This is a genomic window from Microcystis aeruginosa NIES-4325, assembly GCF_008974145.1.
GTDB classification, from domain to species: Bacteria; Cyanobacteriota; Cyanobacteriia; order Cyanobacteriales; family Microcystaceae; genus Microcystis; species Microcystis aeruginosa_G.
Genome location: NZ_BJKP01000003.1, coordinates 107,834 through 123,100, shown reverse-complemented (window position 1 = coordinate 123,100; position 15,267 = coordinate 107,834). Strand labels below are relative to the sequence as shown.

At 42.4% G+C, this 15,267-nt stretch carries 13 protein-coding genes and 2 tRNA genes; 10 read left to right on the top strand and 5 right to left on the bottom strand.

Annotation, left to right across the window (positions count from 1 at the left end):
* The first annotated feature begins 201 nt into the window (after positions 1-201).
* Both thrC and MiAbW_RS02685 read left to right on the top strand, forming a co-directional pair.
* Entirely contained in the window at positions 202-1,506 is a 1,305-nt protein-coding gene (thrC, locus tag MiAbW_RS02690; protein ID WP_002783420.1) for a threonine synthase, read from the top strand.
* 105 nt (positions 1,507-1,611) lie between these two features.
* The gene (locus MiAbW_RS02685) at positions 1,612-1,887 is read left to right on the top strand and encodes a MoaD/ThiS family protein (RefSeq protein WP_151694817.1); all 276 of its coding nucleotides are present in this window, start codon (positions 1,612-1,614) and stop codon (positions 1,885-1,887) included.
* Between the two features lie 170 nt (positions 1,888-2,057).
* Here MiAbW_RS02685 and MiAbW_RS02680 read toward each other — a convergent pair whose 3' ends face one another.
* Positions 2,058-2,525, bottom strand: coding sequence for a DUF29 domain-containing protein (locus tag MiAbW_RS02680; protein ID WP_151694816.1), 468 nt, complete (start codon positions 2,523-2,525; stop codon positions 2,058-2,060).
* Between the two features lie 350 nt (positions 2,526-2,875).
* Between MiAbW_RS02680 and MiAbW_RS02670 the strand changes: the two genes are divergently transcribed.
* From MiAbW_RS02670 to MiAbW_RS02660, 3 genes are all read left to right on the top strand, one after another.
* Positions 2,876-5,629, top strand: coding sequence for a DNA methyltransferase (locus MiAbW_RS02670; protein ID WP_151694814.1), 2,754 nt, complete (start codon positions 2,876-2,878; stop codon positions 5,627-5,629).
* Between the two features lie 245 nt (positions 5,630-5,874).
* Positions 5,875-7,038 (top strand): pyridoxal phosphate-dependent aminotransferase, encoded by a 1,164-nt coding sequence (locus tag MiAbW_RS02665; protein WP_151694813.1) that lies wholly within the window; start codon positions 5,875-5,877, stop codon positions 7,036-7,038.
* Between the two features lie 305 nt (positions 7,039-7,343).
* Positions 7,344-8,381, top strand: coding sequence for a fatty acid desaturase (locus MiAbW_RS02660; protein WP_151694812.1), 1,038 nt, complete (start codon positions 7,344-7,346; stop codon positions 8,379-8,381).
* Positions 8,382-8,519: 138 nt separating this feature from the next.
* Here MiAbW_RS02660 and MiAbW_RS02655 read toward each other — a convergent pair.
* Both MiAbW_RS02655 and MiAbW_RS02650 read right to left on the bottom strand, forming a co-directional pair.
* A tRNA-Arg gene (locus tag MiAbW_RS02655) sits at positions 8,520-8,592 on the bottom strand.
* 69 nt (positions 8,593-8,661) lie between these two features.
* Positions 8,662-9,801 carry a ferrochelatase gene (locus tag MiAbW_RS02650; protein WP_151694811.1) on the bottom strand — a complete coding sequence of 380 codons (1,140 nt, stop codon included), beginning with the start codon at positions 9,799-9,801 and terminating at the stop codon, positions 8,662-8,664.
* A 198-nt stretch (positions 9,802-9,999) separates the two neighbouring features.
* Here MiAbW_RS02650 and MiAbW_RS02645 point away from each other — a divergent pair, with 198 nt between their 5' ends.
* Complete coding sequence (locus MiAbW_RS02645) at positions 10,000-10,758, top strand: LmeA family phospholipid-binding protein (protein WP_151694810.1); 759 nt, start codon at positions 10,000-10,002, stop codon at positions 10,756-10,758.
* Positions 10,759-10,938: 180 nt separating this feature from the next.
* On the opposite strand, the gene yidD is transcribed toward MiAbW_RS02645, so the two are convergent.
* A complete protein-coding gene (gene yidD / locus MiAbW_RS02640; protein WP_151694809.1) occupies positions 10,939-11,169 on the bottom strand; it encodes a membrane protein insertion efficiency factor YidD in 231 nt (76 codons plus the stop codon).
* Positions 11,170-11,223: 54 nt separating this feature from the next.
* Here yidD and MiAbW_RS02635 point away from each other — a divergent pair, with 54 nt between their 5' ends.
* The 4 genes from MiAbW_RS02635 to tsaB all read left to right on the top strand — a co-directional run bounded on the left by MiAbW_RS02635 (position 11,224) and on the right by tsaB (position 13,606).
* Positions 11,224-11,910 (top strand): diacylglycerol/polyprenol kinase family protein, encoded by a 687-nt coding sequence (locus MiAbW_RS02635; protein ID WP_151694808.1) that lies wholly within the window; start codon positions 11,224-11,226, stop codon positions 11,908-11,910.
* 60 nt (positions 11,911-11,970) lie between these two features.
* The gene (locus MiAbW_RS02630) at positions 11,971-12,843 is read left to right on the top strand and encodes an aldose epimerase family protein (protein ID WP_151694807.1); all 873 of its coding nucleotides are present in this window, start codon (positions 11,971-11,973) and stop codon (positions 12,841-12,843) included.
* A 63-nt stretch (positions 12,844-12,906) separates the two neighbouring features.
* A tRNA-Lys gene (locus MiAbW_RS02625) sits at positions 12,907-12,978 on the top strand.
* 25 nt (positions 12,979-13,003) lie between these two features.
* Entirely contained in the window at positions 13,004-13,606 is a 603-nt protein-coding gene (gene tsaB / locus MiAbW_RS02620) for a tRNA (adenosine(37)-N6)-threonylcarbamoyltransferase complex dimerization subunit type 1 TsaB (RefSeq protein WP_151694806.1), read from the top strand.
* On the opposite strand, the gene MiAbW_RS02615 is transcribed toward tsaB, so the two are convergent.
* Entirely contained in the window at positions 13,607-15,238 is a 1,632-nt protein-coding gene (locus tag MiAbW_RS02615) for a choice-of-anchor I family protein (RefSeq protein ID WP_151694805.1), read from the bottom strand. It lies immediately after the preceding gene.
* Positions 15,239-15,267 lie beyond the last annotated feature (29 nt).

Below are 15,267 nucleotides of genomic sequence, written 5' to 3'. Positions count from 1 at the left end.
TCTTGTTTTGACCTAAAACTACACCGAAGTTTCCTGACACGGCAGCCCAACCATCTCCCCTTAACCCTTGCTGCTCCCCAGATTATCCCCTAGTTTTTGTATAAATTTATACCCGACAAAAATATTCGGGTATATTTGACACCAAGATTTTGCCGGTGATAGGATGCTTGTAGATTCAGTTGACGGCAAGACAGGAAAATCATGACCCTAGCGACAAACATCGAAACCTCAAAATTCATCCCCACCTTTACCCGCTTGGTTTCTAAGGAAGGCGGGACCTCCTACCCCCTGAAAGCGCTGAATATCTGCGAAGAAACCTTTGCCCCCCTGGAAGTGGACTACGATTACGACCTCATCCGTCGCACCGTCACCAGAGAAAGCATTCAAGCAGGTCCCAATTCCATCTGGCGCTATCGTTCTTTTTTGCCGGTGGAAAGTGAAAATCCTATCGATGTGGGTACGGGTATGACTCCCCTAGTTAAATCCCACCGTTTAGCTCGGCGCTTGGGTCTAAAAAATCTCTACATTAAAAATGATGCCGTCAATATGCCCACTCTCAGCTTCAAAGATAGAGTGGTATCCGTCGCCCTTACCCGGGCTAAAGAATTAGGTTTTACTACCGTTTCCTGTGCTAGTACGGGAAATCTGGCCAATTCCACCGCCGCTATTGCCGCTCACGCCGGTTTAGACTGTTGTGTTTTCATTCCCTCCGACTTAGAAGCGGGTAAAATTCTCGGCACCCTAATCTATAATCCCACGGTCATGGCTGTTAAAGGCAATTATGATCAGGTTAACCGTCTCTGTTCAGAAGTGGGCAATACCTACGGTTGGGGTTTTGTCAACATCAATCTGCGTCCCTACTATTCCGAAGGTTCCAAAACCTTAGGCTTTGAAGTGGCCGAACAATTAGGCTGGAAACTCCCCGATCATATTGTCGCACCTTTAGCCAGTGGTTCCCTGTTTACCAAGATTTATAAAGGCTTCCAAGAATTCGTCAAAGTCGGTTTGGTGGCAGATAAAGCAGTGCGTTTTAGTGGCGCCCAAGCGGAGGGTTGTTCCCCCATTGCCCAAGCTTTCAAGGAAGGACGGGATTTTGTCGCCCCAGTTAAACCCAATACTATCGCCAAATCGATCGCTATTGGTAATCCCGCCGATGGTGTTTATGCCCTTGATATTGCCCGTAAAACTGGCGGTAATATTGAATCCGTCACCGATGCCGAAATTATCGAAGGTATTAAACTTTTGGCAGAAACGGAGGGCATTTTCACGGAAACCGCAGGCGGTACGACTATCGCTGTCTTGAAAAAATTAGTAGAAGCGGGTAAAATCGACCCCGAAGAAACCACGGTCGTTTATATCACTGGTAATGGTCTAAAAACCCAAGAAGCGGTACAGGGTTATATCGGTGAACCCCTGTTAATCGAACCGAAATTAGAAAGCTTTGAACGGGCCCTAGAACGTTCCCGCACCCTCGAACGCCTCGAATGGCAACAGGTTCTCGTCTAGAATTGATGTTCAGGGATGATGGGGCGATTATCCCCTTGCCTCATCTCCACAAGCAATTTAAATTTTTAACAGCTTACTGTCCTTTCCACTTTTTCCTTGATATCTATGGCCGTAAAAGTTCTCGTTCCCACTCCCCTGCAACAATTTACAAAAAATAAGGCTACCGTCGAGTGTAGTGCTAGTAATGTCGGTGATTTAATCGAATCCTTAGAAGCAAGTTTCCCCGGTATTAAGGCCCGCTTATGCGATGAAGATGGCGCACCCCGGCGCTTTTTAAATTTCTACGTCAACAGTGAAGATATTCGCTTCCTCGATGGGACAAAAACCCCCTTAAAAGATGGCGATGAAGTCAGTATCGTTCCTGCGGTGGCTGGAGGTTAACCTCCCTATAAGTTTGTTTTCCGTCAATTGTAATTAAACCCCTAGAAAGTGATGTTTTCTGGGGGCTTTTCTTCAGGTAAGTTTTAGTTAGGGTTGCCAGAAAAACCTAATCTTTGTGTCCTTTGTGCCTTTGTGGTTGTTCATATTATTATAAGCTGAGACACATTTGGTCAATTGCCATAGAAGTTCTCATCTAAGATTTGCTCTGGCAAGAAAGGACAAATTTGAGGATAATCATTTTCTGGGGGAATCCGAACACCAAATTGAGCAAGTTTCCCTTCCTTAATTGCCACTTGACGAGCATCTGGATAAGCTTCCTCGATAGCAGTTTCTAGATAGGATTTCAGGGAAGGTGTATTGCGTAAGTTTTTCTCAATTCGCTGGCGATGCTCAATAATAGAACAATACCAGCTATCCTTCATTGATGGCGGTGCGTCGTGCTGTACTTTTAATTTGAGCAAATGAGCCAAAAGAATCATCAAATTACTTTCTAAAGTTCTTTTTTCCGATTTTCCAAACTCGGTTAACTCCTCAATTAAGTTATCAGTATCCAGCGCAGCAAATTCCCGCTTCTGTAGGTGATTAATTGTTGTTGCGAGCCACAATTGAAAATCTTGTTCGTAGAGAGTCTTGGACATAGCGATAAGTTGTTCGTTCGTGTCAATAACTGCACTGATAACTAAGCGGATACAATTCTCAATGCGTTACTAATTTCTAGCTTCCCTTGTAGTTTACCAAAAAATAACCTAAAATGGAAACTAAGTAGGTAGGCGTTAAAAATTATCAGATGCCCCCCTTATTAAGGGGAGATCCCCCCGCCTATCGGCACCCCCCTTATCAAGGGGGGCAGGGGGGATCGAACCTAAAATTTATCTTCAATTTAATTATAACCAGCTACTTATCTGTATCCCTTGCTAACTGCATCTGGCTCCCTACACCATTTTCTAGTATCTTTGAGCAAACCCGCGAAAGATAAGGATTTAAAACTATGCCTTTAAGTTGGAATGAAATAAAAAATCGCGCCATCGCTTTTCAAAAAGAGTGGGAAGGAGAGACTTCAGAAAAAGCAGAATCTCAATCTTTTTGGAATGATTTTTTTAATGTCTTTGGCATTTCACGGCGTAGGGTAGCTAGTTTTGAGCAACCGATAAAAAAAGCAGATAATAAACAGGGTTTTATTGATTTACTCTGGAAAGGAACGATTTTAGTTGAGCATAAATCGAAGGGGAAAGATTTAGAAAAAGCCACACAACAGGCAAAGGATTATTTTCCCAATTTAAAGGAACATGAGTTACCGCGTTATATTTTAGTCTCGGATTTTCAACGGTTTAAATTATATGATTTAGATTCGGGCAATCAATGGGAATTTGAATTAAGTAATTTTGTTGATAACGTTCATTTATTTGATTTTATTGCTGGTTACGAAAAGCGAGTTTATAAAGACGAAGATTCCGTCAATCTTCAAGCAGCCGAGTTAATGGGAAAACTTCATGATTGCCTCAAAGAAATTGGTTATATGGGGCATGATTTGGAAGTTTATCTAGTGCGTTTATTATTTTGTTTATTTGCCGATGATACGGGTATTTTTAATAAGGGTATTTTCTGGGAATATATTGATCTACATACCAAAGAAGATGGCAGTGATTTAGCGATGCACATTGCTTATATTTTTCAGGTTTTGAATACACCAGAAGAAAAAAGATTAAAAAATCTGGATGAGAATTTCACTCAATTTCCCTACATAAATGGCAAGTTATTTGAGGAGTCATTACCCTTAGCGGCTTTTGATAGCAAGATGCGAGTCATGTTATTAGAAGCTTGTGCTTTTGATTGGGGAAAAATTTCCCCTGCTATTTTTGGTTCTATGTTTCAAGCGGTAATGAATCCAAAAGAACGACGCAATTTAGGGGCGCATTATACCTCCGAGAAAAATATTCAAAAGGTGATTAAACCGTTATTTTTAGATGATTTATCCAGAGAATTTGAGAAGATTAAAGGCAATCGCAATAAATTACTAGAATTTCGGAAAAAGATTGCTAATTTATATTTTCTTGATCCTGCCTGTGGTTGCGGCAATTTTTTAATTATTACCTATCGGGAGTTACGCGATTTAGAGATTTTGGTGTTACAAGAGTTAGATAAAACGGGGCAGTTAGTAACAGATATTAGTACCATTATTCAGGTAGATGTTAATCAGTTTGCTGGTATTGAATACGATGAGTTTGCGGTGAGGGTGGCAGAAGTGGCGATGTGGTTAATTGATCATCAGATGAATGTTAAGGTTAGTAATACTTTTGGTCAGTATTTTGTGCGTTTGCCATTGAAAAAATCGGCAAAGATTGTGCATGGAAATGCCTTACGGATTGATTGGGAGGAAGTTATATCAAAAGAGAAGCTCAATTTTATTTTAGGAAATCCTCCTTTTGTTGGTGCGATGATTATGAACGAACAGCAAAGGAATGATATGGCTTATGTTTTCGACGGTGAGAAAGGAATAGGCGTTTTAGATTATGTGTGTGCATGGTATATCAAGGCTGCTCAAATAATTCAGAGCAATAGAATCAGGGTTGCTTTTGTTTCCACAAATTCTATATCTCAAGGGGAGCAAGTTGCATTACTTTGGAATATTCTTTTTCAAAAATATCAGTTAAAAATTCATTTTGCCCATCGTACTTTTAAATGGAGTAATGAAGCAAAAGGAAACGCAGCAGTTCATTGTGTTATTATTGGCTTTGGAAGTTTTAATATAACAAATAAAATCCTATTTGATTATGAAGATATTCAAGGTGAATCATTAGTTGTTCAGTCCAATAATATTAATCCCTATTTGGTTGATGGAAGTGATATCATTATTTATAATCGAAGTTTTCCTTTGTCTAATGTTCCATTAATGCGTTTTGGTAGTATGCCAAGAGATGGTGGTAATTTTATTTTTACAAAACTGGAAAAAGAAGAATTTTTAAAATTAGAGCCGAAGGCAGAAAAATGGATTAAACCTTATACAGGAGCGCAAGAATTTATTAATGGTTATAGTCGCTACTGTCTCTGGTTACTTGATATTTCTCCCACTGAATTAAAGACATTACCAGAAGTCATCAAAAGAGTAGATAAGGTTAAAAATTTTAGATTAAAAAGTAAAGCTGCTTCTACTCGTAAATTTGCGGCGACACCTACTCTATTCTGTCAAATAGCACAACCCGAAACGAATTATTTACTTGTTCCCCGTGTCTCATCTGAAAGAAGAAAATATATTCCAATAGGTTTTATGAATAAAAATGTTATTGGTAATGATCAAGTTTTATTAATTCCTAATGCCAATTTATATTTATTTGGTATTCTTACTTCAGAAATGCACATGGCATGGGTTAAATATGTGTGTGGAAGATTAAAAAGTGATTATCGTTATTCAAAAGATATTGTTTATAATAACTACCCCTTTCCAGAAAATATCACCGACAAACAAAAACAAACCGTCGAAACTTGCGCTCAAGCTGTGCTAGATACTAGGATAAAATATCCCGATAGTAGCCTTGCGGATTTATACGATCCTTTAACCATGCCCCCGTACTTGCTCAAAGCTCACCAAAAACTTGACAAAGCCGTTGATTTGTGTTATCGTCCCCAACCCTTTACCAGTGAATTAAACCGTATTGAATACCTCTTTGAACTCTACGAAAAATTAACCGCTCCCCTACTCCCTACCAGCAAACAAAAACCCGCAAAAAGAAAAAATACTCAATAACGAAGGCAATAGGCAATAGGCAATAGGCAAAAGGAGATTATTTTTATTTATTCTCCCCATCACCCCACACCCTACACCCCACACCCCACACCCTACACCCCACACCCCACACCCCACACCCCATTCCCATCCCTAAGCGCCGCAATTCCGTAGATTATATAAAAAAACACCCAGAACAATCGAGGTGATGGACAATACTAAAGGTTGTGTAGGTCATCAGAAAAGCCCTTTCAGGGTAAAATACTATGAAACTAGCGTCACGAGTCAATCAAGTCACCCCCTCCCTTACCCTAGCTATCGACTCTCTGGCCAAGGAAATGAAGAGAAACGGCGAAGATGTCTGTAGTTTTAGCGCCGGGGAGCCAGATTTCGACACACCCACTCACATCAGAGCTGCCGCGAAAAAGGCCCTCGATGAGGGAAAAACTCGCTACGGACCGGCTGCCGGAGAACCGGGGTTAAGAAAAGCCATCGCTGAGAAATTGCTGCGGGATAATCAATTAGCATACAATGCCGATAATGTCATCGTTACCAATGGCGGTAAACAGTCTCTCTATAATCTAATCATGGCGTTAATTGAAGCGGGGGACGAAGTAATTATTCCCGCACCCTACTGGTTGAGTTATCCTGAAATGGTGACGTTAGCGGGGGGAACATCGGTTATAGTCAACACTAGCCTAGAGAATCAGTATAAAATCACCCCCGAACAGCTAGAAGCGGCAATTACACCGAAAACTAAATTATTTGTTCTCAATTCTCCCTCTAATCCCACCGGCATTGTCTATACTCCCGAAGAAATCGCAGCTTTAGCAAAAATTGTGGTTGAAAAGGATATTTTAGTGGTTTCTGACGAAATTTACGAGAAAATCCTCTATGATGGCGCAATTCACCGCAGTATCGCTTCTTTTGGTCCGGAAATCTTTCAGCGCAGTATTATTAGTAATGGTTTTGCTAAAGCTTTCTCGATGACGGGGTGGCGCGTCGGTTACATAGCAGGACCGGTGGAAATTGTCAAGGCTATGACTAAGATCCAAGGTCATAGTACCTCCAATGTCTGCACTTTTGCTCAGTACGGTGCGATCGCTGCTTTGGAGAGTCCCCAAGATTGCATCGAGGAAATGGTCAAAGCTTTTAGCGAGCGCCGACAGTATATTTTAGAACGAGTGCGATCGCTCCCCAGACTTAATTGTCCTACTCCCAACGGTGCTTTTTATGTGTTTATCGATATTAGTCAAACTGGTTTAAAATCCCGGGATTTTTGTCAGAAACTCCTCGAAACCCAAAAAGTGGCTGCTATCCCCGGTATTGCTTTCGGTGCTGATGATTGTATTCGTCTTTCCTATGCTACAGACCTAAAGACGATTGAAAAAGGATTTGATCGCATTGATAAGTTTATCGGCACTTTGTAGGATGATTACTTTGTCTGTTAGGGTGAATTTTGTTCGCCCTTTTTTTCAGTTTTAACGGACTTGAACTATAAAAAAGGGAATGTACTTCCTAAAGGACTTTCTGGGGACTTTCCCCAGGGGCTTTTGTTAAGTTACATTAAGCCCTACAATAAAATCCTAGTGAGTTAGACGAAATTCGCTCGATCGCTCGGTCTTATCCGCTCCTAGCTGAGACAGAGAAAAGATAGCGCATCGAGAAACAGAAAACTTTAGTTCTCAAGCCTTCGTCAATACTGCCCTTGTCATCTACCTTGAGTTATAACCTAGTGTCCCAAACCCTACCTAAACCTGCCCTAAAAAGAGAATTTTTGCCATTTACCCTACAGGATGTCCGTCTAGCTATCCCGGCCCGTTGCTTCCAATCAAGCGTTTTTCGCTCTTTAGCCTACTTTTTTTTTGATATTGGCATTATTACCCTACTTTACTGGATAACTTACCAGATTAATCAAGCTTGGTTCTTCCCCCTTTTTTGGTTTATGCAGGGAACCATGTTTTGGGCCTTATTTGTCGTCGGTCACGATTGCGGTCACGGTTCCTTTTCCCGTTATCGTTGGTTAAATAACTTAATCGGTCATCTCAGTCATACTCCCATTCTCGTACCTTTCCACGGTTGGCGTATCAGTCATCGCACCCATCACGCTAATACTGGCAATATCGACACCGACGAAAGTTGGTATCCCGTCACGGAAACCCAGTATAATAATATGGCTTGGTACGAAAAATTAGCTCGTTTTCAGCTAATTTTATTTGTTTATCCCCTCTATCTTTTCCGTCGTTCCCCTAATAAACAGGGGTCCCATTTTATGCCCGAAAGCCCCCTCTTTCGTCCCTCGGAACGGTGGCAGGTAGTGACTAGCACCGTTTGCTGTACCTTTATGTTAGGTCTATTAATCGGGGTGGGTATCAGCCAAGGCTTTTGGTTTCTGTTTAACTACTACATCATGCCCTATATCGTCTTTGTGGTTTGGTTAGACCTGGTGACATTCCTACACCACACCGAAGATGATATTCCCTGGTATCGCGGTCAAGATTGGTACTTTCTCAAAGGGGCGCTTTCTACCATCGATCGCGATTATGGCATCTTTAATCCCATCCATCACCAAATTGGTACTCACGTCGCCCATCACATTTTTATCACTATTCCCCACTATCATCTCCAAGAAGCAACCGAGGCTATCCGTCCCGTCTTAGGAGACTATTATCGCGTCTCGAAAGAACCGATTTTCAAATCTCTCTGGCGATCCTACCGCAATTGTCATTTTGTCAGTGACCAAGGCAGTAAGATTTTTTACCGCAAAAACTGATCCTGTCTTAGCTATAAGGAGGAGGAGGCAGATTTTTCTGCCTCCTCTTCTCACACCGAGACAGCAGAAATCAACCCGATTGAGTTAGAAGATTTAGCTGACTTGAAAACAGCCTATCCGCTCCCTAGTCGGCAATAACGGGTACGGTAGGGATCGAACCTACAACCGTCCGCTTAGAAGGCGGATGCTCTATCCATTGAGCTACGTACCCAGGAAAGCACAATTATAAATTGTACTTCCAAAAGTGACAAGTGGTGGGACTGATTTTCGCCGTCCAAGCTTAATGATGGTGGTGATGTCCGTGGTGATGATGGTGGTCGGAATGAATGTGAGGAATTGTTACAGAACTATTGACAGATAAAGCCTCTTGTGATACGAGAGCTTCGATATGTTCCTCGGCCCAATCGGCAGCCATCTGGCAAAATTCGGGGTTATCGTTGACACAGGCCATCTGCACATAATTAACTTGGTCGTGCTTGCGGCGTAAAGCTTCGATAATATGCTCCACATCCAGTAAAGTTTCGTGATTTTCCGTAGCAAAGCCAATTGGCATGAAAATTAAAGCTTTTGCCCCTAATTCGATTAAATTCTTCGCCGCTAACTCTGCATTCGGTTGCGTCCATTTAATTAAAGGGGTTTGGTGATTTAACCAACCCACAGAAATCAAGGGATAACGATAGATTAATTTTTCCCGGACTAACTCGTATAAAGCTTGACTTTCATCGATTCCCGACGTAAATCCCTTCGCTTCGTGGGGACAACCGTGATTCATTAAAATAATGCCAATTTGCGAGGGAAGACAGCTACTAGCTACCTCAGCAGCGATTTTTTCTTCCACTAACCGCGCCATTAGATCTATATAAGCGGGTTGGTTATAAAACGAGGGAATATAGCGCAATCCTTTGACCCAATGTTCCCCCGTTTGTCCCTGAGCTAAAGCTTTGTTAACCTGTTCGATCGCAATGCCACTGGTAAAGATAGAATCAACCACGAGGAGAGGATAGATCAAAATTTTCTCGAATCCCCCTTCGCGGATTTCCCTTAATACCTGTGCCGGTAAAAAAGGCGCGCAGAAGTTAAACGCTTTGAATACCTCCACCCGATTACCCCATTTTGCCTGTAAATTGCGCTCGATTTCCTGTCTTTGATGCTCAAAAATGTGGTTATGGGGTGAAATAAAGTGATTATGCTGGTGCTGCCATTCGTGTAGGTCAAATAGGGCCAATAATTTCGCTAGGGGAGGATAAACCCAAGTCGGTACGGGAGCGAACTTAGCCGTCAGCAGATTTAAGGCCTGTTCATTATAGTTGGCGAAGTCCTCATAACTCTCCACTTCCCCGTATCCCATCAATAATACCGCCACTCGATCGCTGTGGTTGTGGGTAGCGGCTAAATGTTGTTGATCTGAAATGGCAACCACGTTTTTAACCCCGATTTTCTAAGTGAAAAACGCTATATCACTGGGATAGTAGCGTTTTTCCATCCTATCCCCTCGCACGGGATAGACCGCTAAAAATTTATAACCTCTACAGAATCATACAGATTGCTTATCATCTTCATTAATAAAACGATATGTAAAGAAACTTTAAATAATGTTAAGATCGTTGTAGTCCCACTTATGAGAGATATGACAGCAGGCGTGTTTGGTAGCTTACCTTTTCCCAATCAGAGCGGCGATCAACTCATCAGTAAGGCGGTGAGTGCTGCGATCGCTGCATTATTCAAACGCACAGGCAAGCTGACAGCGACTGTCCGCGCCGAACCCGTGGCCAAATTACTCCAAGGCAGTATCGACGGTTTTGACTTTATCGGTCAGTCGATGCTGATGTACAATGGCCTACGCATCGAAGCCATGGAATTGTATGTGCAAGCGGTGGCGATCGATTTTAGTGCCATTTTTACCGGACAGGTGAAACTCCGTCAACCGACGCGGGCCACTTTGCGGGTAGTTTTAACGGAAGAAGACTTAACCACCTCTTTTAATACACCTTTTATTGTCGAAAAACTGCAAAGATTAGAGTACGAAGGTAAATCAATTCACTGTCAAAATACGGAATTAATTCTCAATGACGACAAAACTTTAACTCTCAAAAGTCTAATCAAATTGGGAGAAGAAGAACCGATTCTTCTAGAAATGACCACTGCTGTAGTTGTGGAAGAACGGCGAAAAATTCAATTTGTTGAGGTGGTTTACCAAGGCGACGAAAGATCGAAAGCTTTAGGAGAAGCTTTAATCAGCCATGTTAACAACCTCATGGATTTAGATAAATTTGCTCTCGATGGTACTCAGTTAAGGGTCGATCGACTACGTTTAAAAGATAAACAGATTATCTTTTATGGTATCGCCGATATTGATCGCTTTCCCCAAAGAAAATAGGCGGTCATCAACGGGTCTAAAAATATCAATAGTTTTACAGACTTTACCCTAAAAATGAAGTATAACCTAGTTTGCTATTGACTCCTGAATCCGTTCGGCTGAGCTCACGGCCGAAGCCTGACTCCTGAATCCCCAAAACGAAAACTTCTTATCTCACCATTGAGATAACTGCTGTGGCTTTTAATCGTGCTTGTGGCTACAGGGAGGTACAGGATCATAACCTCCGGGGTGAAAGGGATGACAACGGAGAATACGCTTAATTGCTAACCAAGAACCCCGCAGCACACCAAAGCGATCAATCGCTTCCATGGCATACTGGGAACAGGTGGGTTGAAAACGACAGGAAGGGGGAAATAGCGGCGAAATAAACCGTCTATATCCCTTAATTAAACCGATAAAAATTCCTTTCATCAATGTCACCTCGATCGCCTAAACTAATAGATAGTCAATTTTCGCTTTTGTCACGTGGAACTGTCCCACTCTCTCCTATTTTCGATCGGTTTAGTCGCCTGTTACCTAGCTGTTCTGATTCTTATCGCTGAAAAATTAAAAAGGGTTTTCAGTACCGATGGCGAAATTACCCGCAAAGTTGTCCACATTGGCACGGGAAACGTCATCCTTTTTGCCTGGTGGTTAAATATCCCCGCTTGGGTGGGAATAAGTGCGGCGATCCTAGCGGCAATTATTGCTATCCTATCCTATTTTTTCCCCATTTTACCCAGTCTTAATAGTGTTGGTCGCCGCAGTTGGGGAACTTTTTTTTATGCTGTTAGTATCGGTGTTCTCGTGGCTTGTTTTTGGCCAATTTCTCACCCCGAATACGCAGCAATGGGTATTTTAATTATGGCTTTAGGAGACGGATTAGCAGCCCTAGTCGGACAAAATTTCGGTCAACATCCCTACAAAATTTTCGGCAGTGGCAAAAGTCTGGAAGGTTCCCTGACTATGTTAGCAATCAGTTTTTTAGTCAGCTTGATTATTTTATCTTTTATTAATGGCATTAATCCGCCAATTATTTTAGTATCTTTATTAACAGCGCTCGGAGCTACTATTCTAGAAACTTTCTCGAAACTAGGTATAGATAATCTCACTGTACCGATTGGTAGCGCCGCCATTGCCTATTTTCTTACCCAAATTTTCATCTCAATCTAGGCTATCTCAGCTTTCAAGCTACCGAAGACCGATGATATTCACTGATAACTGATTACTGATATGACCTTTACTATCACTCAAAACCAAAATCAATATCTTACCTATTGTCTCAAGGATGAAGAGGCTGACGCTTATCTGGAAGTGGTTCCCGCTAGAGGAGGAATCATCACCCGTTGGCAAATTTGCGGAGAAGATATTTTCTATCTGGACACAGAAAGATTCAAAGATCCTAACCTCAGCGTCCGCGGAGGAGTCCCGATTTTATTTCCTATCTGTGGCAACTTATCCAATAATACCTATCAACACCAAGGCCGAAACTATACCCTGAAACAACACGGATTTGCTCGTGATTTACCCTGGCAAGTCAGCAAACAAAGCAGCGAAACTGCCGCTAGTTTAACCCTAGAATTAAACAGTAGTGAAGCCACTCGTCAAGTCTATCCCTTTGATTTTCAATTAATCTTTACCTATCAACTGCAAGGAAACAGCCTCAAAATTTACCAAAAAGTAATTAATCTTTCCCCCGAAAAAATGCCCTTTTCTATCGGGTTTCATCCCTATTTTCAAGTCACCGATAAAACCCGATTATCCTTTGACATTCCCTCCTCCCAATACCTCGATCAACAAACGAAAACCTTCCATTCCTACTCTGGTAACTTTGACTTTAATCTCGAAGAAATTGATGCCGCTTTTCTGCAAATTACTCGCCATCAAAGTAGTTTTAGTGATTCCTATCATCAGCGCCAAATTGTCCTCGGTTACGACGCTCTCTATACAACTATAGTTTTTTGGACCCTGAAAGATAAAAATTATATCTGTCTCGAACCCTGGAGCGCTCCCCGCAACGCCCTCAATACAGGCGAACATTTGACCTACTTAGAACCCCAGAGTGGCCGCGAGGCGATCGTGGAAATGCGAGTCAATCAAATTTAAATTACCCCTTGACTTAGCCCCGATAAGATGTTATATTGATAAATCGTGTGCAGAACACGAAACGGGTCGCTAGCTCAGCGGTAGAGCACTCGGCTTTTAACCGATTGGTCTTGGGTTCGAATCCCAGGCGACCCATAAAAACTTACTGATAAAGATTGACTTGTCTTCCCCTGTCTATGGATTAGCCTTGCATACCAGCAGTCCCCAACTAGGACTGGCCCTCTCTAATTTCAGCGATTATAGTCGTCAACAAACTTGGGACTTAGACAGGGATTTATCGAACCTATTCCACCCCTATCTAAAACAGTTCCTAGCCCCGCAAAAATGGGCAGATTTAGCCTTTCTCGCCACAGCTAAGGGGCCAGGTAGCTTTACCAGTACCCGCATCGGTATAGTCACAGCTAGAACCCTAGCACAACAATTACAGCTACCGATTTTTACCGTCTCCAGTTTAGCGGCCTTTGCTTGGTCACAACGGGATTTTTATCCCCTCGATACCTATCTAGCCCTAGAAATGCCCGCCACTAGGGGACAATTGTATGTAGGCATCTATCGGGGTAATCGGGTTTATTTAGCTGATAGCCTGATGACTTTGGAACAATGGCAGCACACTTTAGAAAACTTAACTATTCCCTATCAAAGATTAGCCACACCCAGTTATTTAGGCATAAATGCCCCCGCTATCCTCGATTTAGCCCATTTGGACTGGCAAACGGGAAAACGCCCCCATTGGTCGGAGGCGCTACCATTTTACGGGATGTGATTAGCAATTCCCTCTTTTTTTCAAACTATAACCAGCTAATCCGAGGGTTAGCAATCCTAAAACTGCGCTAGGTTCTGGGACAGGTTTCACGGAATAAATCGCCAGATTACGACTAACTTCATTGGCAACAATTAACAGGGGAGTACCATTGGGACTATCGGCAGCGGGGATAAATAATAATCCTTCGGGAGAGATATCGCCTAATTGCCAATCATTGACATAATTAGTGAACAAAGGATTACTAGGGTTGGTGATATCATAAACCATGAAACCGCCAGCCCTTTCTATTCCCACAAAACTATAGAGACGATTACCCACAGTTCCCACTGCTAAACCTTCCGGTTCCGGCCCCTTATTATCGCTACGACTATCGAAGCTACTAGGATTACCATCAGAATTAAAGATACTAGGAGTTAGGGGAGTTGCCGAAAAAGCCGCTAAAATTTGTTCAAAATCATCGCCACTATCGAAGACCGGGGACAGTCCATTAGTGACATTCCAAATCGAAAAAGAACGACCACCGTAGGCAAAAAGTTGGCTATATTGACCTTGCGCATTAAGTCCGTCGATGGTGGAAACATCTAAACGTCCGAGATTTTGGGTTAATTTCAATGTGGCCGCATTAGGGAAAACATCGGGGTCTAAAATTAGATTTGGATTAGAAACTCGTCGGGCCTCATTTCTAGTATCCCCTTCATTGGCAGTAATTAAATAGGTTTGTCCGGCGATGGTAACGGTAGCGATCGTATCCGGCTGATATAAGCCAAAAACCGGCCAATTATTAATATTTACTCCTCCATCTTGATCGCTAGGATCCAAACCATTACCCGGTGCGTTAAAATTTTTGGCTCCTAGGGGTAAAATAGCAGTAACTTGAGCGTTGAGAATATCCAGTACGGCAATAGCGTTATTTTCCTGTAAAGCCACCCATGCAGTGGTTCCATCCTCGGAAACTGTGATGTATTCCGGTTCCAAATCTTGGGAAACCGTTTGATCGGGGAAAATACGTACTCCCTGATTTCTTAGGGCGTTCTCTTGACCATTAAAGCTGGTAAAGTTAGCAGTGTTGACGGTGGAATTGAGAACACCAGCGCTAAGGTCAATAATACTAATAGAACCATCGGGATTGACACCGTTAGCTGCTTCCCCTTCGTTAGCGACCAAAACCCGATTACCGTCAGGAGTAAATGTTAACATATCTGGTAAAGCACCCACAGTCACCTGATTCTTAAAGACACCATTAGTATCGAAAAATACCACACTGCCGTTATTGGTAATGGGATTAGCTTCCATGGCCACGGCCACGATACCATTTTTGATGGCAACGCTATTAACCCCCGCACCGTAGGAGCTAAGATCGATCGAGGGTAAGCGAATTGGACTAGCGGGATTGCTGATATCGGCAATATCTAGACGATTATTGGGACCGGTCACGAATAATTTTCGACTAGCGGGGTCATAAGCGGGGATTTCTGCCCCGAAGTTATTAGTAGCATTTGTACTATTGCCAAGACTGCTCAATCGGGTGATATTTAAAGCTGAGGCCGATTCGGTAACAATGTTGATACTGCCAGCAATTGACAGCAAGGTTAATAAAAATTTCCACTGGTGACGATAGATAGCCTGAATCATATTTTTAGCTGAAACCTTGCAAAAAAACG